This is a genomic window from Rathayibacter sp. PhB179, from assembly GCF_004345345.1.
In the GTDB taxonomy this organism is placed as follows: Bacteria; Actinomycetota; Actinomycetes; order Actinomycetales; family Microbacteriaceae; genus Rathayibacter; species Rathayibacter festucae.
On record NZ_SLVD01000002.1, the window covers coordinates 110,939 to 135,786 of the forward strand.

The following is a 24,848-nucleotide window of genomic DNA, read 5'->3' on the forward strand; positions in this document are numbered from 1 at the left end:
CTCAGGCTCCTTCAACTCGTAGAACGGACGTCACGGCGCCGACGAACCCGTGGGATTGGAGAGCGGTGACGGTGGCCGCCAGATCGGACTCTGCCGCGGCGTGCGTGCCGATGACCAGGGTAGCGGTCGGCTCGCGCCGCTCCGCACCGGTGTCGGCGAGGGGGTCGAGCACGGGCGGCGTCTGCACGAGCGTCTCGACGGAGACCCCGTGCTCGGCGAAGACGCCGGCGATCTGGGCGAGCACGCCGGGGCGGTCGAGCACCTCGAGCGTCACCTGGTAGCGGGTGGTGACGTGCCCGATCGGCAGCACCGGGAGTCCGGAGCTGGCGCTGGTGACGAGGCCCGGACCTCCGACGACGTGGCGGCGAGCGGCCGAGACGACGTCGCCGAGCACGGCCGAGGCGGTCTCGACGCCACCGGCTCCGGCGCCGTAGAACATCAGGCTGCCGGCGGCCTCCGCCTCGACGAAGACGGCGTTGTTCGCGCCGTGCACGGCGGCGAGCGGGTGCGTGCGGTGCACGAGCGCGGGGTAGACCCGCGCCGAGACGCCCTCCTCCCCCGTCTTCGCGTCGACGAGGCGCTCGCAGATCGCGAGCAGCTTGATCACGTAGCCCGAGGCGCGGGCCTGCTCGACCTGCTGCTGGGTGACGCCGGTGATGCCCTCGCGGTGCACCAGCGAGACCGGGACGTCGGTGTGGAAGGCGAGCCGGGCGAGGATCGCCGCCTTCTGCGCGGCGTCGTAGCCCTCGATGTCGGCGGTCGGGTCGGCCTCGGCGTAGCCGAGCTCGGTGGCGAGCGCGAGCGCCTCCTCGAGCGTGGCGTGCTCGGTGTCCATCCGGTCGAGGATGAAGTTGGTGGTGCCGTTCACGATGCCGAGGATCCGGTGCACCCGGTCGCCGGCGAGGCTGTCGCGCAGCGGGCGGATGATCGGGATCGCCCCGGCCACCGCGGCCTCGTAGTTGAGCTGCGCGCCGACCTGGTCGGCGGCCTCGAACAGCTCGTTGCCGTGCGCGGCGAGCAGCGCCTTGTTGGCGGTGATCACGTCGGCGCCCGAGGAGATCGCCTTCAAGATGTAGCTGCGCGCCGGCTCGAGGCCGCCGATCAACTCGACGACGATGTCGGCGCCGAGGATCAGCGCCTCGGCGTCCGTGGTCAGGTACTCCCTCGGGATGTCCGCGGTGCGCGGTGCGTCCAGGTCCCGGACGGCCACGCCGGCGAGCTCCAGCGGCGCCCCCACGCGCTGGGCGAGCTCGTCGCCGTGGTCGAGCAGGAGGCGCGCCACCTGGGCACCGACGGACCCGGCGCCCAGCAGGGCGACGCGGAGGCTGCGGTACTCGATCATCGGAGGATGGCCTTTCGTTCGATGCCGGCATCGCGGCGGAGGAGGTCGTCCTCGGTCTCGCCGTGCACGATGACGCGCGCGACTCCGTCCCGGACGGCGACGACCGGGGGGCGGCCGACGTGGTTGTAGTTGCTCGAGAGCGACCAGCAGTAGGCACCGGTCGCGGCGACGGCGAGCAGGTCGCCCGGCTGCACGTCGGCGGGGAGGAAGTCGTCGTGGACGACGATGTCGCCCGACTCGCAGTGCTTGCCGGCCACGCGCACGAGGGCCGGCTCGGCGTCGGAGACGCGGTTGGCGATCCGCGCCGTGTAGTCCGCGCCGTAGAGGGCGGGCCGCGCGTTGTCGCTCATCCCGCCGTCGACGCTGACGTAGCGGCGCACGCCGTCCGTGCCGACCGCGACGTCCTTGATGGTGCCGACCTCGTAGAGGGTCAGCCCGGCGGGCCCGATCAGCGAGCGGCCCGGCTCGATGGCGATGTGCGGCACCGGGATCCCGCGGCTCGCGCACTGCTCGCCGACCGCGTCCGCGATCGCCGCGGCGATCTCGTCGATCGGGGTCGGGTCGTCGGCGCTCGTGTAGGCGATGCCGAAGCCGCCGCCGAGGTTGAGCTGCGGGACCGGCCCTTCCGCGAGGAGCGCCGCGTGCACCGCAAGCAGTCGCGAGGCCGACTCGGCGAAGCCGGCCGAGCCGAAGATCTGCGAGCCGATGTGGCAGTGCAGGCCGAGGAAGCGCAGGCTCCCGTGCGAGCGGATCCGCGCGACGGCGTCCGGGCAGTCCTCGAGGGTGATGCCGAACTTCTGGTCCTCGTGCGCGGTGGCCAGGAAGCTGTGGGTGTGCGCGTGCACGCCGCTGTTCACCCGCAGCCGCACCGGCTGGACACGGCCGTGGCGCTCGGCCGCCGCGGCGACCCGCTCGATCTCGAGCACGCTGTCCAGGACGATCGCGCCGACGCCGGCCTCGACCGCCCGGTCGATCTCGGCGAGCGACTTGTTGTTGCCGTGCAGGCCCATGTGCTCGGGCTCGACGCCGGCGGCGAGCGCGACGGCGAGCTCTCCCCCGCTGCAGGTGTCGATGTTCAGGCCCTCGGCGCGCATCCAGCGCGCGACCTCGGTGGAGAGGAAGGCCTTGCCGGCGTAGTAGACGGTGACGCCGGTGCCGATCCGGCCGAGCTCGCGCTCGAAGGCCTCCCGCGTCGCGACGGCGCGGCGGCGGGCGTCGTCCTCGTCCACGACGTAGAGCGGGGTGCCGAAGCGGGCGGCCAGCTCGGTGGCCGCGACGCCGGCGATCTCGAGAACGCCGTCCGCCGAGCGGAGCGTGCCGCCGGACCAGACGCCGTCGGCGAGCGCGTTCGCGTCCTCGGGGCGGTGCAGCCAGTCCGGAGCGAGGGGATGACGGGGGGCGCGGACGGGTGCGTCGGCGTGTGCCACGGGTGAGACCTCACAGGAGAGAGTGGGAGCGTCACTGCGTGGCGAGCGAGTCCGGATTGACCCCTGAAGCCAGCAAGATCCTTGAGAGTGCTGTCGGTGGCAGTGCTCTCGGTGCGCGCACTGCCGGCGTTCGGCCCGCGGGACACGCGGGCACAGGGCTCCGATCCTACCGGTCGGGCGCTGCGCGTCCGTCCCGGGTCAGGAGCAGACGCCGGTCTCCTGCTGCGCCGGGTCGCTGAGGAACGTCGGAGAGAGGTCGAAGGAGGCGTCCAGCGAGTCGGCCGTCACGGTGACGTCGGTGAGCCCGAGCCCCTGCGGCACGGCGTCGGCGATGCAGACGGAGCGCGCGGCGAGCAGCCCCTCGGCCACGGCGCCGAAGCGGTCCTCGACGTCGGCGGCACTGATCGTGGTGCCGCCCGCCGTCACTTCGGACGGCGTCAGCTCGATCGCGCCGTCGGCCGCGCCGAGCTCGATGCCGACGCCCGCGGCGAGGGTGAGCCCGAGCACGTCGACCGAGGTGTTCACGCGCACCAGCGGCGGATCGAGCGTCACTCCGTCGATCGGCACCTGGCTCCGCGCGGCGACGAGCGTGCTCACCGAGTCGGGGTCGAGGGCCACGGTCGCGCGTCCCGCCTCGAGCGGACCGTCGCCACTAGCGGGGACGCCCTCGAGAGTCGCCTCGACATCGCCGTTCAGGTCACCGAACGCGACGTCCTCGCTGCGGATGTCGAGCCGGTCGAGCGAGCCGGCGATCAGCTGCGGCAGCACCGCCCAGCCAGCGACCTCGACTTCGACGGGGTGGTCCGCGGGGAGCGAGAGCGCGTCCCGGATGCTCGACGCCGCGGTGTCGGCGACGGCGCGGCGGGCGAGCACGTCGCCGACGACGGCGGCCACCGCCAGCAGCACGATCACGATCACGGCGACGATCGCGATCCGGCGGCCGCGGCGCGGCGCACCGGCGTCGGCGGCGGTCACATCCGGTCCGGAGCGGTCACGCCGAGCAGCGAGAGCCCGTTGCGCAGGACCTGCGCGGTCGCGTCGTTCAGGCGCAGGCGGGTCGAGTGCACGGCCTCGATCGGGTCGTCGCCCTGCGGGACCACGCGGCAGTTGTCGTACCAGCGGTGGTACAGACCGGCGATCTCCTCGAGGTAGCGGGCCACGCGGTGCGGCTCGCGCAGCTCGGCCGCGAGGGCCACGATGCGCGGGAACTCCTGCAGTCCGCCCAGCAGCGCCGACTCGCTCGGGTGCACCAGCGTCTCGGGGGCGAACGGCTCGCGCGGCACGCCCGACGCCTCCGCCTTGGCCGCCACCTGGCGGGTGCGGGCGTGCGCGTACTGCACGTAGTAGACGGGGTTGTCGTTGCTGCGCTTGGTGAGCAGGTCGAGGTCGATGTCGAGCGAGGAGTCGGCCGACGATCGCACCAGCGAGTAGCGCGCGGCGTCGACGCCCACGGCCTCGACCAGGTCCTCCATCGTCACCACGGTGCCCGCGCGCTTGGACATCCGGACCGCCTGCCCGTCCCGGAGCAGGTTGACGAGCTGGCCGATCAGGATCTCGAGGTTGACGCCCGGGGTGTCGCCGAAAGCCGCGCACATCGCCATCATCCGGCCGATGTAGCCGTGGTGGTCGGCGCCGAGCATGATGATCGCCCGGTCGAAGCCGCGCTCGCGCTTGTCGAGGTAGTAGGCGAGGTCGCCGGCGATGTAGGCCGCCTCGCCGTCGCTCTTGATGATGACGCGGTCGCGGTCGTCGCCGAAGTCGGTGGTGCGCAGCCAGGTCGCTCCGTCGGCCTCGAAGATGTGGCCGAGCTCGCGGAGGCGCTCGATCGCCCGCTCGACGGCGCGCGACTCGTGCAGCGAGTTCTCGTGGAAGTAGACGTCGAAGTCGACGCCGAACTCGTGCAGGCTCTGCTTGATCTCGCCGAACATCAGGTCGACGCCGATCGAGCGGAAGGTCTCGTTCAGCTCGGCCTCGGGCAGGACCGAGAGGTCTCCCGGGTAGGCGGCGACGACGCGATCGGCGATGTCGGCGATGTACGCGCCGCCGTAGCCGTCCTCGGGCGTCGGCTCGCCGCGGTAGGCGGCGAGGACGCTCCGGGTGAAGCGGTCGATCTGCGCGCCGTGGTCGTTGAAGTAGTACTCGCGGGTCACCTCGGCGCCCTGCGCGATCAGCACGCGGGCCAGGCTGTCGCCGACGGCCGCCCAGCGGGTCCCGCCGATGTGGATGGGGCCGGTGGGGTTGGCCGAGACGAACTCGAGGTTCATCTTCAGACCGGAGTAGGCGGAGCCGGTGCCGTAGGCCTCGCCCGCGTCGACGATCGCGCCGGCGAGCGCGCCCGCCGCGGCGGCGTCGAGCCGCACGTTGAGGAACCCGGGGCCGGCGACCTCGACCGAGGCGACTCCGTCGATCGCGCCGAGGCCCTCGGCGAGCTCGGTCGCGAGCTCGCGCGGGTTCGCCCCGGCCTTCTTGGCGATCTTCATCGCGATGTTCGAGGCCCAGTCGCCGTGGTCGCGGTTCTTGGGCCGCTCGAGCACGACGTCGCCGAGCGCGACCTCGGCGTCGCTCCCTCGTCGCTGCACGGCGTCGAGGACGAGGGCGTGCAGGGAGGCGGCGAGCTGTTCGGGAGTCACGGGGCACGATTCTACCGGCCGGTCCCCACGCGCCTTCTTCCTGCTGATCGGGCCGCCGTCTTCCTGCTGATCGAGCAACCGGCGTATCGATATCCACCGATCATGCTGATCGAGTAGACGGCGCAGCCGGCGTATCGAGATCCACCGTCGTCGAGAGCCCACCCGCCAGACCCCGCCCGCCCGCGCCCCGGCGCCCCGCCCGCCGCGATTGCTAGGGTGCAGCGCATGCGCCGACCCGCCGCCCTCGCCCTCCTCGTCGTCGTCGCCGCCCTCGCCGGCTGCGCGCCGGCCGCGGATCCGGTGCCGAGCGCGAGCGACGCGGTCACCGGCACTCCGGTAGCCGTCACCTGCGAGGAGCTCGTGCCCGCCTCCGCGCTGACCGGTCTCTGGGCGGGCTTCTCCCCCAGCGACGCGGTGGAGCCGACCGCGGTCTCCGCCGAGATCGCCGGCTACGACGGCCTGGTCTGCGGCTGGGCCGACTCCGAGGGCGCCGACTTCCAGCTCGCGGTCGCCCGGCTCGACCCGGCCGTCATCGAGGCCCTCAAGAACGAGTTCTTCACCACGAGCGAGGCCGTCCCCACCTACGGCCGGCCCCCGGAGATCGAGGGCTACTACGAGGTGGCCGACAGCCGCGGCATCGCGGACGCCTTCATCGGCGACAACTGGCTCGAGGCGTCGAGCGCGTCGTTCGTCGAGCCGGGCGACCCGGAGCCGCTCGTGCGCGCGGCGCTGGACGCCCTCGCCGGCTGACCGCCCCGGTCGGTGGGGCCGCTCAGCCCAGGCGCACCGGCGAGACGTGGTCGTCCTCGACGACCTCGTCGCAAGTCGCCTCGACGTTCATCGTCTCGAGCCGCAGGTCGGTGAGGTAGCTGCTGAGGAAGGCCGTGTCGGCCGTGTCCCGGCCGGAGGAGATCCGGAGCATCGACGGCCGCGGAGCGAGCCGGGTCGCGTCGACCACGTGCCAGGCCCCGTCGACCCAGGCCTCCGACACCGCGTGGAAGTCGCGCGGCTCGAGGCCGGGAGCGTAGACGGCGGTCACCCGCGCCGGGATGTCGAGCGCGCGGAGCAGCCCCACGACGGTGTGCGCGAAGTCGCGGCAGACGCCCTGCCCGCTCTCGATCACCTGCGCGGCTCCCCCGGTCGCGACCGTCGAGCCGTAGACGTAGGAGAGGTGCGCGTGCACCCACTCCTCGACCGCGGCGAGCGCCTCGAAGCCCCGCGCCCGGCCGAACTCGCGCCGGGCGATGCCGCCGAGCGCGTCCGTCTCCGCGTAGCGGCTCGGCCGCAGGTACTCGACCAGCTCGAGCTCGCTCGGCTCGTCCGGCACGCCGCGCCCGGAGACGCGGCCGCGGTACTCCACCTGCATCGCCCCGGCGTTCGCCGCGACGCGGTGCACCCGCGCGCCGTGCCGCGCCGGGAACTCCCGCACCGGGACGGGCTCGCCGTCCAGCGTGACGGTGAACGAGTCCTCGAACCCGTCTCCTGTCGGCGTCGCCGCCATCAGGAAGATCAGGTCGGTCGGCCCGTTCAGTCGCAGGCCCAGCGAGGCGGAGACGGTGCGCAGCATGCCCCCATCGTGGCACGACCGCACAGCCCGCCAGGGCGTCCGGCGGCGCCCACCCCGGGTGCTAATGTTGACAGGCACTCCTGGCCCCCATAGCTCAGGGGATAGAGCACTGCCCTCCGGAGGCAGGGGCGTAGGTTCGAATCCTACTGGGGGCACCACTCTCGAAGGCCCGGAATCACGCCGAAGCAGCGCGAACCGGGCCTTCTTCGCTCCCGCTCGCCTTCTCCGACGGCCGCCTCGACCAGGTCGGGGTCCTCGGCTGATCAGCCTCCGCCGACGGCCGTGCGCCGCGGTCGCCGGAGACGCTCGACGGCGCCGAGCACCCGGGCGCGCACGGCCTCGGTCCTCCGCTCGGTGAGCGCGCCGAAGGCCCAGCCCACGGCGCAGGCGAGGAGCGCGAGGGCGAGGACGCCTGCCCAGCTCGCCGCGGACGGCTGCCACCAGGCAGATGCCGGCGGGAACAGCAGCGCGTGGAGCAGCATCAGCACGGGCATGTGCGTCGCATAGAGCGAGAACGAGAACCCCGAGGCCCAGGTGCCGCCGCGGAGCAGACGGTCGAGACCCTTCCCCGGAGTCCCCGCGGAGTGGCACAGCACGACGATGAGCGCCGCCGCCGTGATCGTCGTCGCCCAGGTCGTCCAGCCGAGATCATCCGGGCCGGCTTTCGCGAGCCGGTCGACCGACATCGCCGAGATCACGAGCAGGAGTACCGCGCCGATCGAGGCGGCGGTGCCCTTCGGTCCGAGTCGGGAGAGGAACCGCGTGGCCGCCGCTCCCCTCCAGGCGACCGCCGCGCCGGCGAGCCACGCCAGGAAGAGGCCCGTTCCGGCTGATCCGAGAACGCAGACGATCACGACGGCGGCTGCGGCGCACAGCACTCGCCGCCGCCAGGAGCCGCGCGTGAGCCCGACGAGGAGCAGCGGGAACAGCAGGTAGTAGCCAGCCTCGTAGCCGATCGACCAGAGCGGCTGGTCGGTGCCGAAGGGGCGGACCAGGTGCGGCTGGAGGAAGACCACGTTGCCCAGTGCCCCGAGAACACCGCCGTTCACCTGCGCGGAACCGCCCGACGCGTACTGCGGCCGGTCCGCGAGGAAGGCGACGCCGACGGCGTCGAGGACGGCCGTGAGCACGAGGGCCGGGATCAGGACGAGCCACAGTCTGGTCAGGCGGGAGGTGAGATACCTCGTCCAGCTGAAGGCGTCGCGGGACAGAGCGCTGAGGACGGAGCCGCCGACGAAGAAGCCGCTCAGGACGAAGAAGACGATGACGGCACCGTGACCGAGGGACGTCAGCGCATAGAGCGCACTGTCGACCGGGCCGAGTCGCGTCTCAGCAGCCGGAACCAGGAAGGCCTGCCGCACGTGGGCGACGACGACGAGCAGGGCAGCGCAGGCCCGGACGGAGTCGAGGGCCCGGTAGGTCATCGCTGCCACTCCGACCGGTCACCCGGACGCGGCGGAACTCGCAGCGATGGAGGCGGGGGACGTCAGCAGGCTGCCGTATCGGCGGCAGCCCTCAACCGCAAGTCGCTGCCGGCGGCGGAACTGGCGCGGGACGGCGCGTCCGACGCGCTGCGCGACGCCGGCGTCAGGGGTTCAGATCGAACCCTGCGCTCGGCGAGCTCACGTGGAGGAGCAGTACGGCTCCGCCGCGGGGGTCGTCTCCCCGCAGTACCCGCAGGGAGGTCGGGCGCGATCAGACGTACAGATAGTTGGTCCTCGCGCAGGCGTCGTCGCAGAAGCCGTCGCGTCGAGCCGGCTTGACGCCGCAGGCCTCGCACCGTGAGGAGCTGGAGCTCTTGCGCGAGAACGAGAACGCCGCCGCAGGAGTTCGACGGTGCGACTGCTGCGGGGTGGCCCGCTGGGCTGCCGATTCCTTGGGGATTCTGACGGGCGCTCCGATGATCCGGGCGAGGATCGAGGGCGGTCGAGAGATCTTCATGAGCATCGTTCGCTCCGTATCTACGCGACTTTCGGGTCGTCGCGTTTTGACGTACTCTACGCCCCCCGTAGGGGTACTGGCAGGGTAGAATTCCGTGCAACTGCTGGAAAGTCTGGGCCTCCGCGCTCAACCCGTCCGCGACAGAGGAGCGGCAGCAGTGCGATCACGTCCCGGCCGGTGAGCAGCGCGTTCCTTCTCCCTCGCGCCGCCGAGACACGCTCGGCGCACACGCCGTTCCTGAGAGCGGCGTCGTAGGGTGAGCCCGTGAAGATCCTTGTCGTCGAAGACGATCCAGCCATGGGCGAAGCACTCGTGGGCGGCCTAGAAGACGCCGGCTACGAAGCGGAGCTGACGACGAACGGCATCGACGCGCTCGTCGCGTTCAGCAACGCCGAGTTCTCGGCCGCCATCGTCGACGTGATGCTCCCCGCGATGTCGGGCTTCGAGATCTGCCGGCGCATCCGCGAGCTGGGCCGCTCCACCCCGATCCTGCTACTCACCGCCCGCGACTCCGTCGAGGACCGCGTGTTCGGCCTGGACGCCGGCGCCGACGACTACCTGACGAAGCCGTTCGCGTTCACCGAGCTGAACGCGCGGCTGCGGGCGCTGCTGCGGCGCAGCCCGTCGCTGATGTCCACCTCGATCGAGGTCGGCCGCATCACGGTGGACGGATCGAGCATCCGCCGCACCGCGGACAACACGCGCATCCACGTCAGCCCGAAGGAGCTCGAGCTGCTGAAGCTGCTGATCTCGCCGGTCGGCTCGGTCGTCACCCGCCAGCGCATCCTCTCCGAGATCTGGGGCGGCGGCGAGATCGTCGACAACAACATCGTCGACCAGTACGTCAGCTACCTGCGCAAGAAGCTGCCCGCCGAGGACACCGGGGTCAGCATCGTGACGGTGCGCGGCAAGGGCTACTTCCTCCGCCCGGTCGAGTAAACGCATGGCCGCCCCGAGCCCGCTCGCCGCGGCGCGTGCCGCGAGGCGGCGCTCGGGAGCCCTGTCGATCCGCGCCAGGATCACCGTCGGCTCCGTCGCCGTCGCGACCGTGCTCTTCGCCCTCGCCGCGATGCTCTTCTACCAGGTCGTCACCGGCATCGTCGAGCGCAGCGAGCGGACGATCCTCGTCTCGATCGAGGACGAGATCCGGCGCGACATCGCGGCCGGCGACGTCCCCCGGGTCCGGGACTCCTCCACGGGGCAGCTCTACCTCGCGATCACCCCGGACGGCGCGATCGACGCGACCACCATGCCGACCGAGGTGCGCCGCTCGGTGCAGGCGGAGCTGCGCGACCGCGCGGCCGACGCGGTGCCGCGCTACACCGAGGTCACCACCGCCACCACGCGCTACCTGGTGCGCATCACCGCGGTGGAGGGCGAGGACGGCACCTGGAGCGTCGCCACCGCCCGCGACCAGGCCGCGTCGCAGCTGGTGCTCGACGACTTCGCGCACGTGCTGGTGTACGCGGCGATCTTCCTCGTGGTCACCTTCGGGCTCGCCTCCTGGATCCTCACCGGAGCGGCTCTGGCCCCGGTGCGCAGGATGCGCGCGCGCGCCGACCAGATCGCCGCCGACCCCACTCCCGGCGATCAGCTGCCGGTCGTCGGCACCCGCGACGAGATCGACGAGCTCGCCGAGACGCTCAACGCGTTCCTCGCCAAGCAGACGGCCTCCCTGGCGCGGGAGAAGCAGATGGTCTCGGACGCCAGCCACGAGCTGCGGACGCCGCTCGCCGCGCTCTCGGCCCAGCTCGAGATCGCGCACCACCGCGTCGAGGACCCGGTCGCCGTCGACCGCGTGATCCTCGACGCGCAGAAGAGCGTCGACCGTCTGGTCCGCCTCGCCTCCGCACTGCTGGACATCTCCCGGATCGAGAGCAGGTCGGCCCGACCCGCGTCGCCCTTCGCCGAGCTGGTCGACGAGCTGGTCGGCGCGGTCGACCGCACCCGGCTGCTCGCGGCCGAGTCGGACGTCGAGATCGACTACGAGATCGACGAGCGCGAGCCCGCTCGGCTCTACGCCGTCGCCACCCAGGACTTCGGCCGGGTGATCGACAATCTCGTCCGCAACGCGATCCAGGCGATCGGCCACGGCGGGACGATCGTCGCGGCGCTCGCGCAGAAGGACGGCCGGCTGCTGCTGACGGTCTCCGACGACGGCCCGGGCATGCCGGCCGAGTTCATCCCGGTCGCCTTCGACCGCTTCTCCCGCCCCGACGACTCGCGCACGATCGCCTCGGGCGGCAGCGGCCTGGGTCTCGCCCTCGTGCACACCACGGTGCTCTCCGGTGGCGGGACCGTGGCGCTCTCCAACCGGAAGCCGCACGGTCTCGCGGTCGACATCGTGCTGCCACCGGTGGGGTCCGCCGCCCGCTGACGCGACGGCCCGGCAGACGGACCCGCCCGGTCGCTACGGCACGGACGCGACGAAGGCCCCCGGATCGCTCCGGGGGCCTTCGAGGGGGGTCAGCGCCGTTCGTCCTCCGGACGGATCGGCACGGGCTCCGCGTTCGCGGGCGGCGGCGACCAGACCGGCGCCTCCGACTCGGCGGGGGTGCCGTCGAGCAGGTTGCGCGCGCGGTTCACCACCTCGGGGTCGACGATCACCGAGTAGCTGGTGGCGATGACCTGCATCGTCGAGGTGAAGTCGCGGCGGCGGCGGTTGACCGCGTAGGAGGCGAGGCCGAAGAGCATGCCGAATCCGGCACCGAGCAGCACGGCCGCGATCAGGAAGGAGAACTCGGTGGCCGGCGAGAAGATGATCAGCAGCAGGCCGAGGAAGACACCGAGCCAGGCGCCCGAGGCGGCGCCGGCCAGGGCGACGCGGCCCCAGGTGAGCTTGCCGGTGACGCGCTCGACGCTCTTGAGGTCGTTGCCGAGGATGGCCAGCTGCTTGACCGGGAAGTCGGCCCGGGCGAGGACGTCGACGGCCTGCTGCGCCTTCTCGTAGGTGTCGAAGGTAGCGAGGATCTCGCCGCGCGGGATCGTCGGGGAGGCGGCGCCCCGGCGGTTGTTCATGGGCATCTGCTGAGTCACTCGCTCAGACTGTCACAGAGGACTTGGAGCATTCTGGACACGGATCGGGAGCTTCCCGAGCGCACGGTGGGAGCGCTGGACCTCGCGCTCGGCTTCCGCAGGGGCGCCCGGGTCTAGGTTGGTAGCCGTGAGTTCCGCCAGAGTCTTCGTAGCGCGCTTGGCCGGCTGCAGCGTCTTCGACCCGGCGGGCGATCGCGTCGGCAAGGTCCGAGACGTGCTGCTCGTGCACCGTCAGAACGACGCGCCGCGCGTGGTCGGCCTCGTCGTCGAGATCCCCGGCCGTCGCCGGGTGTTCGTCTCGATCGGACGGGTCACCAGCATCGGCAGCGGGCAGATCATCACGACCGGTCTGATCAACGTGCGCCGCTTCGAGCAGCGCGGCGGCGAGGTCCGCGTCATCGCCGAGCTGCTCGGCCGGAGGATGACCTTCGTCGACGGCTCGGGCGACGCGATCGTCGAGGACGTCGCGATCGAGGAGGTCGGGCCGGGCGAGTGGGAGCTCGCGCAGCTCTTCGTCCGCCGCCCCAAGACCAGCCCCTCCCCCTTCGCGAAGGGCGCGACGACCTTCGCCGGCTGGCGCGAGGTCCGCGAGAGCGTGTCCACCGAGGCGCAGTCGGCCGAGCAGTACGTGGCGAGCCTCTCCGAGCTCAAGCCCGCCGACCTCGCCAGCACGCTTCTCGACCTGCCGCAGCAGCGGATGCTCGAGGTCGCGGGCGAGCTCTCCGACGACCGGCTCGCCGACGTCCTCGAGGAGATGCCCGAGAGCGAGCAGGTCGAGATCCTCGGCCGGCTCGACGACGACCGCGCGGCCGACGTCCTCGACCAGATGCAGCCGGACGACGCGGCCGACCTGATCGCGCAGCTCTCGGACGAGCGCGGCGAGGCGCTCCTCGAGCTGATGGAGCCGGAGGAGGCGGACGACGTCCGCATGCTCCTCTCCTACGCTCCCGAGTCGGCCGGTGGACTGATGACGACCGAGCCGATCATCGTCTCGTCCGAGGCGACCGTCGCCGAGGGCCTCGCGATGATCCGCCGACACGAGCTGGCCCCGGCGCTCGGCGCCGCAGTCTGCGTCACCCTGCCGCCCTACGAGCCGCCGACCGGCCGCTTCCTCGGCATGGTGCACTTCCAGCGGATGCTCCGCTACCCGCCGCACGAGCGCCTCGGCACCCTGCTCGACCAGAGCCTGGACCCGATCACGCCCGACACCTCCGCAGCCGAGGTCGCCCGCATCCTCGCGAGCTACAACCTCGTCTCGGTGCCGGTCGTGGACGAGTCGCACCGCCTGGTCGGCGTCGTCACGATCGACGACGTGCTCGACTACCTCCTCCCCGACGACTGGCGCAGCCACGACGGCGACGACGAACCGCGCGTGCCGGTGAGCACGACGACCCAGGGCATACCGATCGCGCCGCCCGCGGCGGCGACCAGCAGGTTCAGGGCAGGACGACGAGGACGGAGGGGTGCGCGTGGCTAGGGACACCAAGCAGGATCGACGGCTCGACGCCCCGAAGGGCCTGCGCACGCGGGTGCTCCCCCGGCGCAACCGGCAGAGCAGCGACCGCTTCGGCCGCCTGACCGAATCCTTCGCCCGCGGCATGGGCACGCCGTGGTTCCTCGTCGGCATGACGATCTTCTGCGTGTTCTGGCTGCTGTTCAACACCTACGGCCCCGAGGAGTCGCGCTTCGACTCCCAGGCCCTGGGCTTCACGGTGCTCACGCTGATCCTGTCCCTGCAGGCCTCCTACGCGGCGCCCCTGCTGCTGCTCGCGCAGAACCGCCAGGACGACCGCGACCGCGTGCAGATCGAGCAGGACCGCCAGCGCGCCGAGCGCAACCTCGCCGACACGGAGTACCTGGCCCGCGAGGTCGTCGCGCTCCGCCTGGCGATCCGCGACATGGCGAGCAAGGACTTCATCCGCTCCGAGCTGCGCAGCCTCGTCGAGGAGCTCGAGAAGGACCGGGCGGAGTCGATCGCGAGCGAGCGGCGCGATGCCTGACGTCGCCGTGACGGGTCCGGCGGATCCCGCCGCTCTCGAGAGCGCGGTGCTCGCGGCGCTCGCGCGGGTCATCGATCCCGAGATCCGGAAGCCCATCACCGAGCTCGACATGGTCGACGCGGTGACGGTGGGCGAGGACGGCGCGGTGACCGTCGCCATCCGGCTGACGATCGTCGGCTGCCCGGCCGCGTCCGCGATCGAGCGCGATGTCCGCGCGGCGGCGGAGTCTGCGGCGGGCTCCGCCGCGGTGCGGGTCGAGGTCGGCGTGATGACGCCGGCGCAGCGCACGGCTCTGACCGAGCGGCTGCGCGGCGGGCGGCGCGAGATGCCGTTCGGCCCGGACTCGCTGACGCGGGTCTACGCGGTGACCAGCGGCAAGGGCGGGGTCGGCAAGTCGACCGTCACCGCGAATCTGGCGGTGGCCCTGGCCCGGCGCGGGCTCGCGGTCGGGCTGGTCGACGCCGACGTGCACGGCTTCTCCATCCCGGGGCTGCTCGGACTGATGCACGACGGCCGCGTGGACGGCCCGACGCGGGTCGGCGAGCTGATGCTCCCCCCGGTCGCGCACGGCGTGAAGGTGATCTCGATCGGGATGTTCCTCGAGGGCGACACCCGCGGAGCGGCCGTCTCCTGGCGGGGACCGATGCTGCACCGCACCATCTCGCAGTTCCTCACCGACGTGTACTTCGGCGACCTGGACGTGCTGCTGCTCGACCTGCCCCCGGGCACGGGCGACGTCGCGATCTCGATCGGCCAGCTCCTGCCGCACGCGGAGGTGCTGATCGTGACGACTCCGCAGCCGGCTGCCGCCGATGTGGCGGAGCGCAGCGGTGCGCTCGCCCGGCAGTCGGGGCAGCGGATCGTCGGCGTGGTCGAGAACATGTCCGGGCTGCCGCAACCCGACGGGTCCGTGCTCGAGCTCTTCGGCAGCGGCGGCGGGGCCGAGGTGGCCCGCCGGCTCAGCGCGAGCGGTGAGGACGTGCCGCTGCTCGCCTCGCTGCCGATCAGCGTGGCGCTGCGCGCGGGCGGCGACGACGGGCTTCCGGTCGTCATCGGCGACCCGGAGGACCCGGCCGCCGTCGCGATCACGGAGCTGGCCCGGACCCTCGCCTCGCGTCCGCGCGGTCTGACGGGCCGCCGCCTCCCGATGTCGGTCGGCTGAGGCCTTCGCCGCAGGCCCCGGCCTGAGCGGGTCTCGATACGGCCGCTGCGCGGCCTACTCGACCAGCAAGAGGGGCCCGCTGCGCGGGCAGCTCGACCCGCAGTATCCGGCGGACCTGCCGCGATCATGTTGGTCGAGTAGCCCCGCAGGGGCGTATCGAGACCCACTGTCGTCAGCACTTCGGCCGACGGCGCGCGTCAGGTGGCTTCGAGGTCGATGGGCGGGGGCGCCACCGTCGAGAGCTCGCCGGCTCCGGCCGACCGCTTCATCGTCGTGTAGTAGCTGTCCGCCGTCGAGGCGCCGCCGCCCGCGGTGACGGGCGCGGAGACCGCGGAGGGCGGCTTGACCGTGGGGGCCGGCTCGTCCTCGAGCAGGGCGTCGCGAATGATGCGCCGCGGGTCGTACTGCCGCGGATCGAGCTTGCGCCAGTCGACCTCGTCGAACTCGTCGCCCATCTCGTCCTTCACGCGCTCGCGCGCCTGCGTGGCGAATCCGCGGACCTTCCGCACCAGCGCAGCGAGCTGCGAGGCGTAGTAGGGGAGGCGGTCAGGGCCCAGCACGAAGACGGCGATGACTCCGATGATGAGGAGCTTGTCGAACGTCAAACCGAACACGGGACCACCCTAGTCCGCCGCGCCTGCGCCGACGACCGCACGGACCCCCGTACCCTGGCGATGCGCAGGCGCGATCCGCCCGCCGCGACCCCCACCAGAGGAGCCCGCCCGTGTCCGACAAGGATGCCAACTGGAAGTACGCCGAGGACGCCGTCGTCGAGCCCGAGGCGATCGCCTCCGCCCGCCGGCTCGCCGTCGAGCTGGGCATCGACGCGATCGCGCCCTCGATCGGCGCGCAGTCCGCGCTCGTCGCGGCGGCAGCCCGGGCGACGTCGATCATCGAGATCGGAACCGGCACCGGCGTGAGCGGACTCTGGCTGCTCGACGGCGCCCCGGAGGCCATGCTCACCTCGATCGACTCGGAGGCGGTGCACCAGCAGCACGCCCGCGCTCAGTTCCACGAGGCCGGAATCTCGCCGAACCGCCTGCGCCTGATCCCGGGACGCGCTCTCGAGGTGCTCCCCCGGATGAACGAGAACTCCTACGACATCGTCTTCGTCGACGGCGATCCGCTGCAGGTCATCGAGAACGTCGAGCACGCGCTGCGCCTCGTCCGCGTCGGCGGCACCGTGCTCGTGCCGCACGCTCTCTGGCGCGGCCGGGTCTCCAACCCCGCGCAGCGCGACGAGATCGCCTCCGCCTTCCGGACGCTGGTCGCCGAGGTCTGCGGCTCGCCGGCCGTGGTCAGCGTGCTGTCGCCGATCGGCGACGGGCTGCTGCAGGCGAACAAGCGCCGCGCGTAGCACGGGCCCGACCCCGGGAACGAGGGAACGCCCGTCGCATCGGATGCGGCGGGCGTTCTCGACGGTGCTGGTGGGTCAGGCTGGAGTCACCACCGACGCGAGAGCGTCGTGGAGTTCTTTCGCCTCTGCATCGTTGACTGAGACGACGAGGCGTCCGCCGCCTTCGAGCGGAACGCGCACGACGATGAGTCGCCCCTCCTTAACAGCCTCCATCGGTCCGTCTCCGGTCCTCGGCTTCATGGCCGCCATAGAGTTCCCCTTTCGTGACGTATCCGTCTATTATCGTGCATCCGCGCCAGGGACGAAATCGGCGGCCTTCCGCGGAAACACGGCGTCGATCACGGCGGTGTCCAGTCGTAGCCGTCGACGGCCCAGCCGATGGTGATCCAGCCGATCTGGCCGGCGATCGAGACGAGCACCAGCGCGCTCCGGAACAGGGGCGAGCGCGGCACCGCGAGCGCTCCGACCAGCGGGAACATCGGGCCCAGCAGGCGGAACGTGCTCGACTGCGGGAAGAAGAAGGCGAAGAGGTAGACGCCGTAGCCCGCGATCCACGCGCGGCTGAAGAGGTCCAGCCGCCGCGTCCAGGGCGACGCGAGGATGCCGACGAACAGCAGCACGAGGACGACGACCAGCGCGATGCCGACCATCGGCGCGCCGAACCACCAGCCGCCCCACCACGCGCCGCCCTGGAACCAGGAGGTGAAGGGGAACAGCTCCTGGTAGCCGATGTAGGAGGCTCGCCAGGCCAGCTCGGTGTCGGTGTAGGCCGTCGGCGACCCGGTGACCGCCCATGCCACCGCGGGCCAGAGGAAGCCGACGACGAGGCCCCAGACCGTCAGCGCGACGGCGGGGACGGCGTCGGCCCGCGGGAACGGCTCCTTCGCGCGCCGGACGAACCGGTAGACGACGTAGAGGCCCATCGCCGCGGCGAAGGCCAGCCCGCTCGGGCGCGTCAGCCCGAGCGCGAGCACGACCGGGAAGACCCAGGCGTACCGGCGCCGGACGAGCAGCAGCAGCACGATCGCGGTCAGCATCATCGCCATCGACTCGGCGTAGGCGATCTGCAGCATCGGCGAGGTCGGCGCGACGCAGAAGAAGAGGACGGCGACGAGGGACTGCGACTCGCTCAGCGAGTGCCGCATCAGCCGGTAGAGCACCAGGCAGGCGACGGCCGCGCAGATCACCGAGACGGCGACACCGGCGGTGGCCCAGCCGAGGCCGGTCAGCACCATCAGCAGGCGCACGACGACCGGGTAGAGCGGCATGAACGCCCACGCGTTCTCGCCGATCTCACCCGCGTCGGTCACGGGCAGCTCGGTCGGATAGCCGGCGGTCGCGATGATCTCGTACCAGCGGCCGTCCCACATCGTCGCGAAGTCGACGTAGGCCGGCGACGGGCCGGTCCACGAGTTCGCCTGCTGATTCGCGGCGAACTGCAGCATGATCACGGTCGTCACGATGCGGGTGAGGACGAAGACCGCGAGGACGCGCGCCCACCAGGGGACGAGGCGCAGCTGCGCGCGACGGCGGACCTGGAGCCCGGTGAGGACGGCGCTCACGCGGAGCCGCGCAGCCAGCGGCGGAGGCCCTCGGTGCAGGCGGTGATCTCGTGCACGGCGACGTGCTCGTCGTCGGCGTGCGCCTTGAGCGGGTCGCCGGGGCCGTAGTTCACCGCGGGAATGCCCATCGCGGAGAAGCGGGCGACGTCGGTCCAGCCGTACTTGGGCTTCGCCTCGGCGCCGACCGCGGCGATGAAGGCCTGCGCGAGCGGAGCGTCGAGCCCGGGGCGCGCGCCCTCGGCCAGATCGACGACATCGACCTCGAAGCCCTCGAACAGCTCCCGGAGGTGGGCGACCGCCTCCTCGCCGGTGCGGTTCGGCGCGAAGCGGTAGTTGACGTGCACCGTGCAGAGGTCGGGGATCACGTTGCCCGCCACTCCCCCGCTGATGCGGACCGCGTTGACGCCCTCGCGGTAGACGAGGCCCTCGACCTCGACCTCGCGCGGCTCGTAGGCGGCGAGGCGGTCCAGGATCGGGGCGGCGGCGTGGATCGCGTTCTCGCCGACCCAGCTCCGGGCGGAGTGCGCGCGGCGGCCGTGCGTCGTCACGTCGACGCGGAGGGTGCCGTTGCAGCCGCCCTCGACCTCGCCCCTGGTCGGCTCGCCGAGCACGGCGAAGTCGGCGGCGAAGACGTCCGGGCGGTGGCGGGAGAGGCGGCCGAGGCCGTTGAGGTCGGAGGCGACCTCCTCGTTGTCGTACCAGATCCAGGTGACGTCGACGACCGGATCGGTCAGCTCGGCGGCGAGGACCAGCTGGACGGCGACGCCGGCCTTCATGTCGGTGGTGCCGCGGCCGACGAGGTGCTCGACGCCGTCGATCGTCTCCGCGCGCACGGGGAGGTTGTCGTTGATCGGGACCGTGTCGAGGTGGCCGGCGATGACGACGCGCTGCTCGCGCCCGAGGTTCGTCCGGGCGACCACGGTGTGGCCGTCGCGGAGCACCTCGAGGTGCGGGTACTGCTCGAGGGCGAGCTGCACCGCGTCAGCCAGCGCCAGCTCATCGCCGGAGACGGAGGGGATGTCGCAGAGCACGCGGGTCAGCGCGATCGGATCGGAGCCCAGATCGAGGGGCGCGACGGGCGCCGGGGCGGAGGTCGGTACGGCCATGCGCCCCAGGGTACCGGCCGGATCGTGCGCGCTACCCTGGGCGACATGAGCCTCCAGAACACCGCTGACTCCGCCGTGCCCGCGCCCGCCTCCGCCTGGGGCTACGGGCTGGCGACGATCGCCTCGGACGGCACCGTCCTCGACACCTGGTTCCCGGAGCCGCGGCTGGGCACGATCCCCGCGGGCCGCGACCCGTGGATCGTGCCGGCGGAGTTCGAGGCCCTCGCCGGTGAGGACCCGCGGCGCGAGGTGCGGATCGACGTGGTGACGCTGCAGATCGACCTGCAGAGCGCGCCGGCGTCAACTTCGGACGCGTACCTGCGGCTGCACCTGCTCTCGCACCTGCTCGTCCAGCCGAACACCGTGAACCTCGACGGGATCTTCGCGCACCTGCCGAACGTCGTGTGGACGAACGCCGGGCCGGTCGCGCCGGACTCGTTCACCCGGCTGCGTCCGTCGCTGCGGCGCCACGGGATCCAGGCCGCAGGGATCGACAAGTTCCCGCGACTGACGGACTACGTCACGCCGGCGAAGGTGCGCATCGCGGACACGTCGCGGGTGCGCCTGGGCGCGCACCTCGCTCCCGGGACGACGGTCATGCACGAGGGGTTCGTCAACTTCAACGCCGGGACGCTCGGCAGCTCGATGGTCGAGGGCCGCATCTCACAGGGCGTCGTCGTCGGCGACGGCTCGGACATCGGCGGCGGCGCCTCGATCATGGGGACGCTCTCCGGCGGTGGCGTGCAGCGCGTGTCGATCGGCGCGCGGGCGCTGCTCGGCGCGAACTCGGGCATCGGCATCTCGATCGGCGACGACACCGTCGTCGAGGCCGGGCTCTACGTCACGGCGGGCACGAAGGTCGTCGTGGTGGGCGGCGCCCCCCGTGCCGACGGGCGTCCGCAGACGGTCAAGGCCGTCGAGCTGTCGGGAGTGCCGAACCTGCTCTTCCGCCGCAACTCGCTCACGGGCGCGGTCGAGGTGCTCCCCCGCACCGGCGCCGGCATCGAGCTGAACACGGCCCTGCACGCCTGACGCGGGGGCGAGGCACGTGCTCGTCGAGTAGCCGCGGAACGCGGCATAGCGAGACCCACCCCTCTGCAGACGTCGGGTCTCGATACGCCCGCTGCGCGGGCCACTCGACCAGCATGGTGGGCCAGCTGCGCAGCCTGCTCGACCAGCAGGGCGAAACATGCTGGTCGAGTAGCCGCGGCACGCGGCGTATCGAGACCCACCCGCCGACGGGCTCCTCGGGCCGGGTCAGCGGCCGGTGGGCCAGTGGCGCTCGGGGGCTCCCGTGTAGAGCTGCTGGGGGCGGCCGATCTTGGTCTGCTTGTCGGTGTTCATCTCGCGCCAGTGCGCGATCCAGCCGGGCAGGCGGCCGATGGCGAACAGGACGGTGAACATCCGGGTCGGGAAGCCCATCGCCTTGTAGATGACGCCGGTGTAGAAGTCGACGTTCGGGTAGAGGCGGCGCTCCTTGAAGTAGTCGTCCTCCAGGGCGAGGGCCTCGAGCTCCATCGCGATGTCGAGCAGCGGGTCCTTGACGCCGAGCGCCTGCAGCACCTCGGACGCGCTCTCCTTGACGAGCTTCGCGCGCGGGTCGTAGTTCTTGTACACCCGGTGGCCGAAGCCCATCAGGCGGACGCCCTCCTCCTTGTTCTTCACCCGCTCGACGAAGGTCTGGACGCTCTCGCCGGACTCGCGGATGCGGCCGAGCATCGTCAGCACGGCCTCGTTCGCGCCGCCGTGCAGCGGGCCGAACAGGGCGTTGATGCCGGCCGAGACCGACGCGTAGAGGTTCGCCTCGGTCGAGCCGACCAGGCGGACGGTGGAGGTCGACGCGTTCTGCTCGTGGTCCTCGTGCAGGATCAGAAGGCGATCGAGCGCCTTCGAGAGCACCGGGTCCACCTCGAACGGCTCGGCCATGGTGCCGAAGTTCAGGCGGAGGAAGTTGTCGACGAAGCTCAGCGAGTTGTCCGGGTAGAGGAACGCCTGGCCGATCGCCTTCTTGTGCGCGTAGGCCGCCATCACCGGCAGCTTCGCGAGCAGGCGGATGGTGGTCAGCTCGACCGCCTCCGGGTCCTTCGGGTTCGAGCTGTCCTCGTAGTAGGTCGACAGCGCCGAGACACCGGCCGAGAGGACCGACATCGGGTGCGCGCTGTGCGGCAGCGCGTCGAAGAAGCGCTTGAGGTCCTCGTGCAGCAGCGTGTGCCGGCGGATGCGGTCGTCGAAGCCGGCGAGCTCGTCCGCGGTGGGCAGCTCGCCGTAGATCAGCAGCCAGGCCACCTCGAGGTACGTCGCGTTCGTCGCGACCTCCTCGATCGGGTAGCCGCGGTAGCGCAGGATCCCCTCGTCCCCGTCGATGTAGGTGATGCTCGACTTGGTGGCGGCCGTGTTGACGAAGCCGTAGTCGAGCGACATCAGACCGGTCTGCTTCGACAGGGTCGAGAAGTCGATGCTCGAGGAGCCGTCGACGCTGCGCAGGACCGGGAACTCCGCGGTGCGATCACCGAACGTGAGCGTCACCTTCTCGGGCAGGACCTCGGCCGCGGCCGGCGCACTCTCCGTGGCGGGCTCGGGTGTCTCCACCGTCGCGGTTCCGTCGCTCTGCGTGCCGGATTCGGTCACAACGCCTCCCAGGTCATCGGTCGCACCCGGGTGCGCTCGCGCGGAGCGGGCGGCGCCGGGGGCTGGAACTGTCCGGAACCAGGGCCGTTTGTGGCGACGCTGACCGAACCCCATACAGCCTATGGGCAAAGCGGCGGCACTGTGACACCGCCCAGTGCTCGCCCCCGTCCGTTGTGGGGATCCTTCAGGATCGCGGTGAGCCGAGGGTCAGAGACCGCCCGCCAGCCGCTCGGCGGCGGCCGCGATCCGCTCGTCGGTGGCCGTCAGCGAGAGGCGGACGTGCTCGGTGAAGTGGTCGCCGTAGAAGACGCCGGGGCCGGCGAGGATCCCCAGGCGAGCGAGCCGGTCGATCGACTCCCAGGCGGGTCGCCCCTCGGTCGCCCAGAGGTAGAGGCCGGCCTCGCTGCGGTCGACGCGGAAGCCCGCGGCTTCGAGCGCCGGGCGCAGGAGGTCGCGACGGGAGCGGTAGCGCTCCTTCTGCTCCGCCACGTGCCCGTCGTCGGCGAGAGCGACGACCATCGCCTCCTGCAGCGGTGCGGGGACGATCATCCCGGCGTGCTTGCGGACGGTGACGAGCCGCGCGATCAGCTCGCGGTCGCCCGCGACGAAGGCGGCCCGGTAGCCGGCCAGGTTCGACTGCTTGCTGAGGGAGTAGACGCCGAGCACGCCCAGGCGGTCCTCGCCCGCCACTCGGGGGTCGAGGACGCTCGGGATCGGCTCGTCGGCCCAGCGGCCGTCCCAGCCGAGCTCGGCGTAGCACTCGTCGCCCGCGACGACGGCGCCCAGCTCGCGCGCGCGCTCCACCGCGCGCCTCAGCGCGTCGACGTCGAGCACGGCGCCGTCGGGGTTGCCGGGCGAGTTCAGCCAGACGAGGCGCGTCTCGGCCGGCCACTCGTCGGGGTCGTCGGAGGCGAGCACCGAGGCTCCGGCGATCGCGGCGCCCATCGCATAGGTGGGGTACGCGGCGCGCGGGTGGACGACGACGTCGCCCTCGCCGAGACCGAGGAGGAACGGCAGCCAGGCGACGAGCTCCTTCGAGCCGATCGTCGGCAGCACCTCGTCGAGGCCGAGCCCCGGGACGCCCCGGCGCCGGGCGTACCAGGCGGCGATCGCCTCGCGCAGGGCGGGAGTGCCGACCGTGGTCGGGTAGGCGTGCGCGTCCGTCGCCCGGGCGAGCGCCGCGCGGATCGGCTCGGGCGTCGGGTCGACCGGCGAGCCGATCGAGAGGTCGACGAGGCCGCCGGGGTGCGCGGAGGCGACCCGGGTGGCGGGACCCATCAGGTCCCAGGGGTAGTCCGGCAGCGGTCCGAGTGCCACGGACGCGCGCTCAGTGGCTCTGCGGCGGGAGGACGGCGATGACCGGGTGGTCCTTCGCGATCACTCCGACCTTCGCGGCGCCGCCGGGCGAGCCGATCTCGTCGAAGAACTCGACGTTGGCCTTGTAGTAGTCGGACCACTCCTCGGGGAGGTCGTCCTCGTAGTAGATGGCCTCGACGGGGCACACCGGCTCGCACGCCCCGCAGTCGACGCACTCGTCGGGGTGGATGTAGAGCGAGCGCTCGCCTTCGTAGATGCAGTCGACCGGGCATTCGTCGATGCAGGCGCGGTCTTTGACATCGACGCACGGAAGTGCGATCACGTAGGTCACGGTCGTGGACCTCCCTTCGAACAGTGTTCTCTATCGTACGGGGAGCGGCGGGGCGGTGCTGTCGGCCGCCGGTTCCGCCGGAGCGGGGCGGGACGGCGGGCGGACCCGCGGCCAGGCGATCACCACGAGGGCGATCAGCGCGGGGGCGAAGGTCCAGACCACGCCGAGGCCGTTGGCCGGCACGAGGACCGAGCCGCCGGTGCTGCGCAGCGCCAGCAGCCCGATCGCGCCGAGCAGGCCCATCGCGGTGCAGAAGGCGACGAAGCGGTCCACCATCACGAGACGGAGTCCGAGCAGCAGGAGCAGCACGGCGGCCAGCGACACGGCGAGGCCGACCGGGAGCTCCGCGTCGCCGACGGTCACGGTGCTCTGGTGCGCGACGGTCGTGATCACGCCGACCACCGCGCCGGTCAGCACCGAGAGCAGACCCGAGACGATGCGGGTGCCGAGATCGGGCCGCTCCTCGGCGACCGGCTCCGGCGGCCTCGGCGCACCCTCGGGGCGGAAGCGCTCGAGGCGGCCGATCGGGAACGGCGGGCCGCTCGAGAGCCGCAGCTCGTCGCCGTCGACGACGAGCTGCGTGCGGTGCGCCTCGAGCGCCGCGCGCTTGCGGGCGTAGTCGGTGTCGTCGAGCTCGATCGCGACGTCGCCGGGCTGCTCGGGGACGGCGTCGGGCAGGACGGCCAGGTAGCGCAGTCCGAGCCGCTCGGCGGCCGTCGAGGCGATCAGGGCGGCGCGGATGTGGTCGGGATGGCCGTAGCCGCCGCCGACGTCGTAGGAGAGCACGAGGGTCGCGCCGGTCTGCAGGAGGACGGCGACGAGGTCGGCGATCGCCTCCTCCTCCGGCGCGGAGGTGAAGGAGCGCGGGTCGACGGGCTCGAGCGGGACGGGAACGCGACCCGGGCCCCACTGCATGCCGGAGTCGCGGTAGACCCGCGGGGCGAGGCCGGCGGCGCGGGCGGCCGGATCGCCGAGGAAGCGGTGATCGGCCACGCCGAGGGCGGTCAGGGCGACGACCAGCTCGGTGGTGCGGTGCGCGGCGAGCTCGTCCGAGCCCTCGAGGTGCGCGAGATCGGCCGGGATGACCTCGCCGCACTCGCCGCGCGTCGCGGTGACGACGGTGACCGCGGCGCCGTCCGCGACGAGTCGCGCGAGGGTCCCGCCCATCGTGATGGTCTCGTCGTCGGGATGGGCGTGCACCGCCACGACCCGCTCGCCTGCGCCGTCTCGACTCGCGTCCACTCTCCGCCTCTCGTCCGTCCTGTGCTCTCGTTCCGCCGCCTGGCCCCGCTCGAGGCGCCTCGGACCGGCCGCTCGGCGCCGCACATCGCGCGCCCGGCGTCCTGTGTGGACACGGGACCGGATGGCCACTACAGTCGTCCACGGGTTAGGCAAGGCTTACCTGAGGATGCGGCCCGGGGGTGGGCTTCGCACCGTCCTCC

Annotated in this window: 23 protein-coding genes and 1 tRNA gene; 9 read left to right on the top strand and 15 right to left on the bottom strand. The window is 72.3% G+C overall.

What is annotated here, in order from left to right; genetic code table 11:
• Position 1: 1 nt before the first annotated feature.
• The 4 genes from EDF43_RS04275 to argS all read right to left on the bottom strand — a co-directional run bounded on the left by EDF43_RS04275 (position 2) and on the right by argS (position 5,399).
• Positions 2-1,342, bottom strand: coding sequence for a homoserine dehydrogenase (locus EDF43_RS04275; protein WP_123445472.1), 1,341 nt, complete (start codon positions 1,340-1,342; stop codon positions 2-4).
• Complete coding sequence (gene lysA, locus EDF43_RS04280; protein ID WP_132435768.1) at positions 1,339-2,769, bottom strand: diaminopimelate decarboxylase; 1,431 nt, start codon at positions 2,767-2,769, stop codon at positions 1,339-1,341. The genes EDF43_RS04275 and lysA overlap by 4 nt, the downstream gene beginning before the upstream one ends.
• Before the next feature lie 198 nt (positions 2,770-2,967).
• A complete protein-coding gene (locus EDF43_RS04285; RefSeq protein ID WP_132435769.1) occupies positions 2,968-3,744 on the bottom strand; it encodes a DUF2993 domain-containing protein in 777 nt (258 codons plus the stop codon).
• On the bottom strand, positions 3,741-5,399 hold the full coding sequence (gene argS, locus EDF43_RS04290; RefSeq protein WP_132435770.1) for an arginine--tRNA ligase: 1,659 nt from the start codon (positions 5,397-5,399) through the stop codon (positions 3,741-3,743). The genes EDF43_RS04285 and argS overlap by 4 nt, the downstream gene beginning before the upstream one ends.
• Positions 5,400-5,624: 225 nt before the next feature.
• On the opposite strand from argS, the gene EDF43_RS04295 reads away from it, so the two are divergent.
• Positions 5,625-6,149 carry a hypothetical protein gene (locus EDF43_RS04295; protein ID WP_132435771.1) on the top strand — a complete coding sequence of 175 codons (525 nt, stop codon included), beginning with the start codon at positions 5,625-5,627 and terminating at the stop codon, positions 6,147-6,149.
• 22 nt (positions 6,150-6,171) lie between these two features.
• Here the strand turns inward: EDF43_RS04295 and EDF43_RS04300 are convergent, their stop codons facing one another.
• Positions 6,172-6,966, bottom strand: coding sequence for a transglutaminase family protein (locus tag EDF43_RS04300; protein ID WP_123732006.1), 795 nt, complete (start codon positions 6,964-6,966; stop codon positions 6,172-6,174).
• A gap of 83 nt (positions 6,967-7,049) precedes the next feature.
• Here EDF43_RS04300 and EDF43_RS04305 point away from each other — a divergent pair.
• A tRNA-Arg gene (locus tag EDF43_RS04305) sits at positions 7,050-7,124 on the top strand.
• A 105-nt stretch (positions 7,125-7,229) separates the two neighbouring features.
• On the opposite strand, the gene EDF43_RS04310 is transcribed toward EDF43_RS04305, so the two are convergent.
• On the bottom strand, positions 7,230-8,390 hold the full coding sequence (locus EDF43_RS04310; protein ID WP_132435772.1) for an acyltransferase: 1,161 nt from the start codon (positions 8,388-8,390) through the stop codon (positions 7,230-7,232).
• A 781-nt stretch (positions 8,391-9,171) separates the two neighbouring features.
• Here EDF43_RS04310 and EDF43_RS04315 point away from each other — a divergent pair.
• Complete coding sequence (locus EDF43_RS04315; protein ID WP_260300519.1) at positions 9,172-9,846, top strand: response regulator transcription factor; 675 nt, start codon at positions 9,172-9,174, stop codon at positions 9,844-9,846.
• 4 nt (positions 9,847-9,850) lie between these two features.
• The gene (locus EDF43_RS04320) at positions 9,851-11,284 is read left to right on the top strand and encodes a HAMP domain-containing sensor histidine kinase (RefSeq protein WP_132435773.1); all 1,434 of its coding nucleotides are present in this window, start codon (positions 9,851-9,853) and stop codon (positions 11,282-11,284) included.
• 89 nt (positions 11,285-11,373) lie between these two features.
• Here EDF43_RS04320 and EDF43_RS04325 read toward each other — a convergent pair whose 3' ends face one another.
• On the bottom strand, positions 11,374-11,925 hold the full coding sequence (locus tag EDF43_RS04325; RefSeq protein WP_207901626.1) for a general stress protein: 552 nt from the start codon (positions 11,923-11,925) through the stop codon (positions 11,374-11,376).
• A gap of 145 nt (positions 11,926-12,070) precedes the next feature.
• Between EDF43_RS04325 and EDF43_RS04330 the strand changes: the two genes are divergently transcribed.
• The 3 genes from EDF43_RS04330 to EDF43_RS04340 are packed head-to-tail and all read left to right on the top strand — an operon-like array spanning position 12,071 to position 15,105.
• Positions 12,071-13,420 (top strand): CBS domain-containing protein, encoded by a 1,350-nt coding sequence (locus tag EDF43_RS04330; protein ID WP_123735327.1) that lies wholly within the window; start codon positions 12,071-12,073, stop codon positions 13,418-13,420.
• Entirely contained in the window at positions 13,413-13,943 is a 531-nt protein-coding gene (locus EDF43_RS04335) for a DUF1003 domain-containing protein (RefSeq protein WP_123445981.1), read from the top strand. Before EDF43_RS04330 ends, EDF43_RS04335 begins: the two co-directional genes overlap by 8 nt.
• Positions 13,936-15,105 carry an Mrp/NBP35 family ATP-binding protein gene (locus EDF43_RS04340; RefSeq protein ID WP_132435775.1) on the top strand — a complete coding sequence of 390 codons (1,170 nt, stop codon included), beginning with the start codon at positions 13,936-13,938 and terminating at the stop codon, positions 15,103-15,105. The genes EDF43_RS04335 and EDF43_RS04340 overlap by 8 nt, the downstream gene beginning before the upstream one ends.
• 197 nt (positions 15,106-15,302) lie before the next feature.
• Here EDF43_RS04340 and EDF43_RS04345 read toward each other — a convergent pair whose 3' ends face one another.
• Positions 15,303-15,719, bottom strand: a complete 417-nt coding sequence (locus tag EDF43_RS04345; RefSeq protein WP_123445460.1) for a Sec-independent protein translocase TatB — start codon at positions 15,717-15,719, stop codon at positions 15,303-15,305.
• A 110-nt stretch (positions 15,720-15,829) separates the two neighbouring features.
• Here EDF43_RS04345 and EDF43_RS04350 point away from each other — a divergent pair, with 110 nt between their 5' ends.
• On the top strand, positions 15,830-16,462 hold the full coding sequence (locus tag EDF43_RS04350; RefSeq protein WP_123702830.1) for a class I SAM-dependent methyltransferase: 633 nt from the start codon (positions 15,830-15,832) through the stop codon (positions 16,460-16,462).
• A 75-nt stretch (positions 16,463-16,537) separates the two neighbouring features.
• On the opposite strand, the gene EDF43_RS04355 is transcribed toward EDF43_RS04350, so the two are convergent.
• The 3 genes from EDF43_RS04355 to dapE form a co-directional block, all read right to left on the bottom strand.
• Positions 16,538-16,711 carry a DUF3117 domain-containing protein gene (locus EDF43_RS04355; protein WP_077221916.1) on the bottom strand — a complete coding sequence of 58 codons (174 nt, stop codon included), beginning with the start codon at positions 16,709-16,711 and terminating at the stop codon, positions 16,538-16,540.
• 89 nt (positions 16,712-16,800) lie between these two features.
• Positions 16,801-18,024 (bottom strand): hypothetical protein, encoded by a 1,224-nt coding sequence (locus EDF43_RS04360; protein ID WP_243646228.1) that lies wholly within the window; start codon positions 18,022-18,024, stop codon positions 16,801-16,803.
• Positions 18,021-19,130, bottom strand: coding sequence for a succinyl-diaminopimelate desuccinylase (gene dapE / locus EDF43_RS04365; RefSeq protein WP_132435776.1), 1,110 nt, complete (start codon positions 19,128-19,130; stop codon positions 18,021-18,023). Before dapE ends, EDF43_RS04360 begins: the two co-directional genes overlap by 4 nt.
• A gap of 45 nt (positions 19,131-19,175) precedes the next feature.
• On the opposite strand from dapE, the gene dapD reads away from it, so the two are divergent.
• Positions 19,176-20,162 carry a 2,3,4,5-tetrahydropyridine-2,6-dicarboxylate N-succinyltransferase gene (gene dapD, locus EDF43_RS04370; protein WP_123735323.1) on the top strand — a complete coding sequence of 329 codons (987 nt, stop codon included), beginning with the start codon at positions 19,176-19,178 and terminating at the stop codon, positions 20,160-20,162.
• Positions 20,163-20,387: 225 nt separating this feature from the next.
• Here dapD and EDF43_RS04375 read toward each other — a convergent pair whose 3' ends face one another.
• The 4 genes from EDF43_RS04375 to EDF43_RS04390 all read right to left on the bottom strand — a co-directional run bounded on the left by EDF43_RS04375 (position 20,388) and on the right by EDF43_RS04390 (position 24,648).
• On the bottom strand, positions 20,388-21,668 hold the full coding sequence (locus EDF43_RS04375; RefSeq protein ID WP_123735615.1) for a citrate synthase: 1,281 nt from the start codon (positions 21,666-21,668) through the stop codon (positions 20,388-20,390).
• A gap of 297 nt (positions 21,669-21,965) precedes the next feature.
• On the bottom strand, positions 21,966-23,075 hold the full coding sequence (gene dapC, locus EDF43_RS04380) for a succinyldiaminopimelate transaminase (protein ID WP_132435777.1): 1,110 nt from the start codon (positions 23,073-23,075) through the stop codon (positions 21,966-21,968).
• Between the two features lie 10 nt (positions 23,076-23,085).
• On the bottom strand, positions 23,086-23,406 hold the full coding sequence (fdxA, locus tag EDF43_RS04385; RefSeq protein WP_085475430.1) for a ferredoxin: 321 nt from the start codon (positions 23,404-23,406) through the stop codon (positions 23,086-23,088).
• 30 nt (positions 23,407-23,436) lie between these two features.
• A complete protein-coding gene (locus EDF43_RS04390) occupies positions 23,437-24,648 on the bottom strand; it encodes a PIG-L family deacetylase (protein WP_132435778.1) in 1,212 nt (403 codons plus the stop codon).
• Between the last annotated feature and the right edge of the window lie 200 nt (positions 24,649-24,848).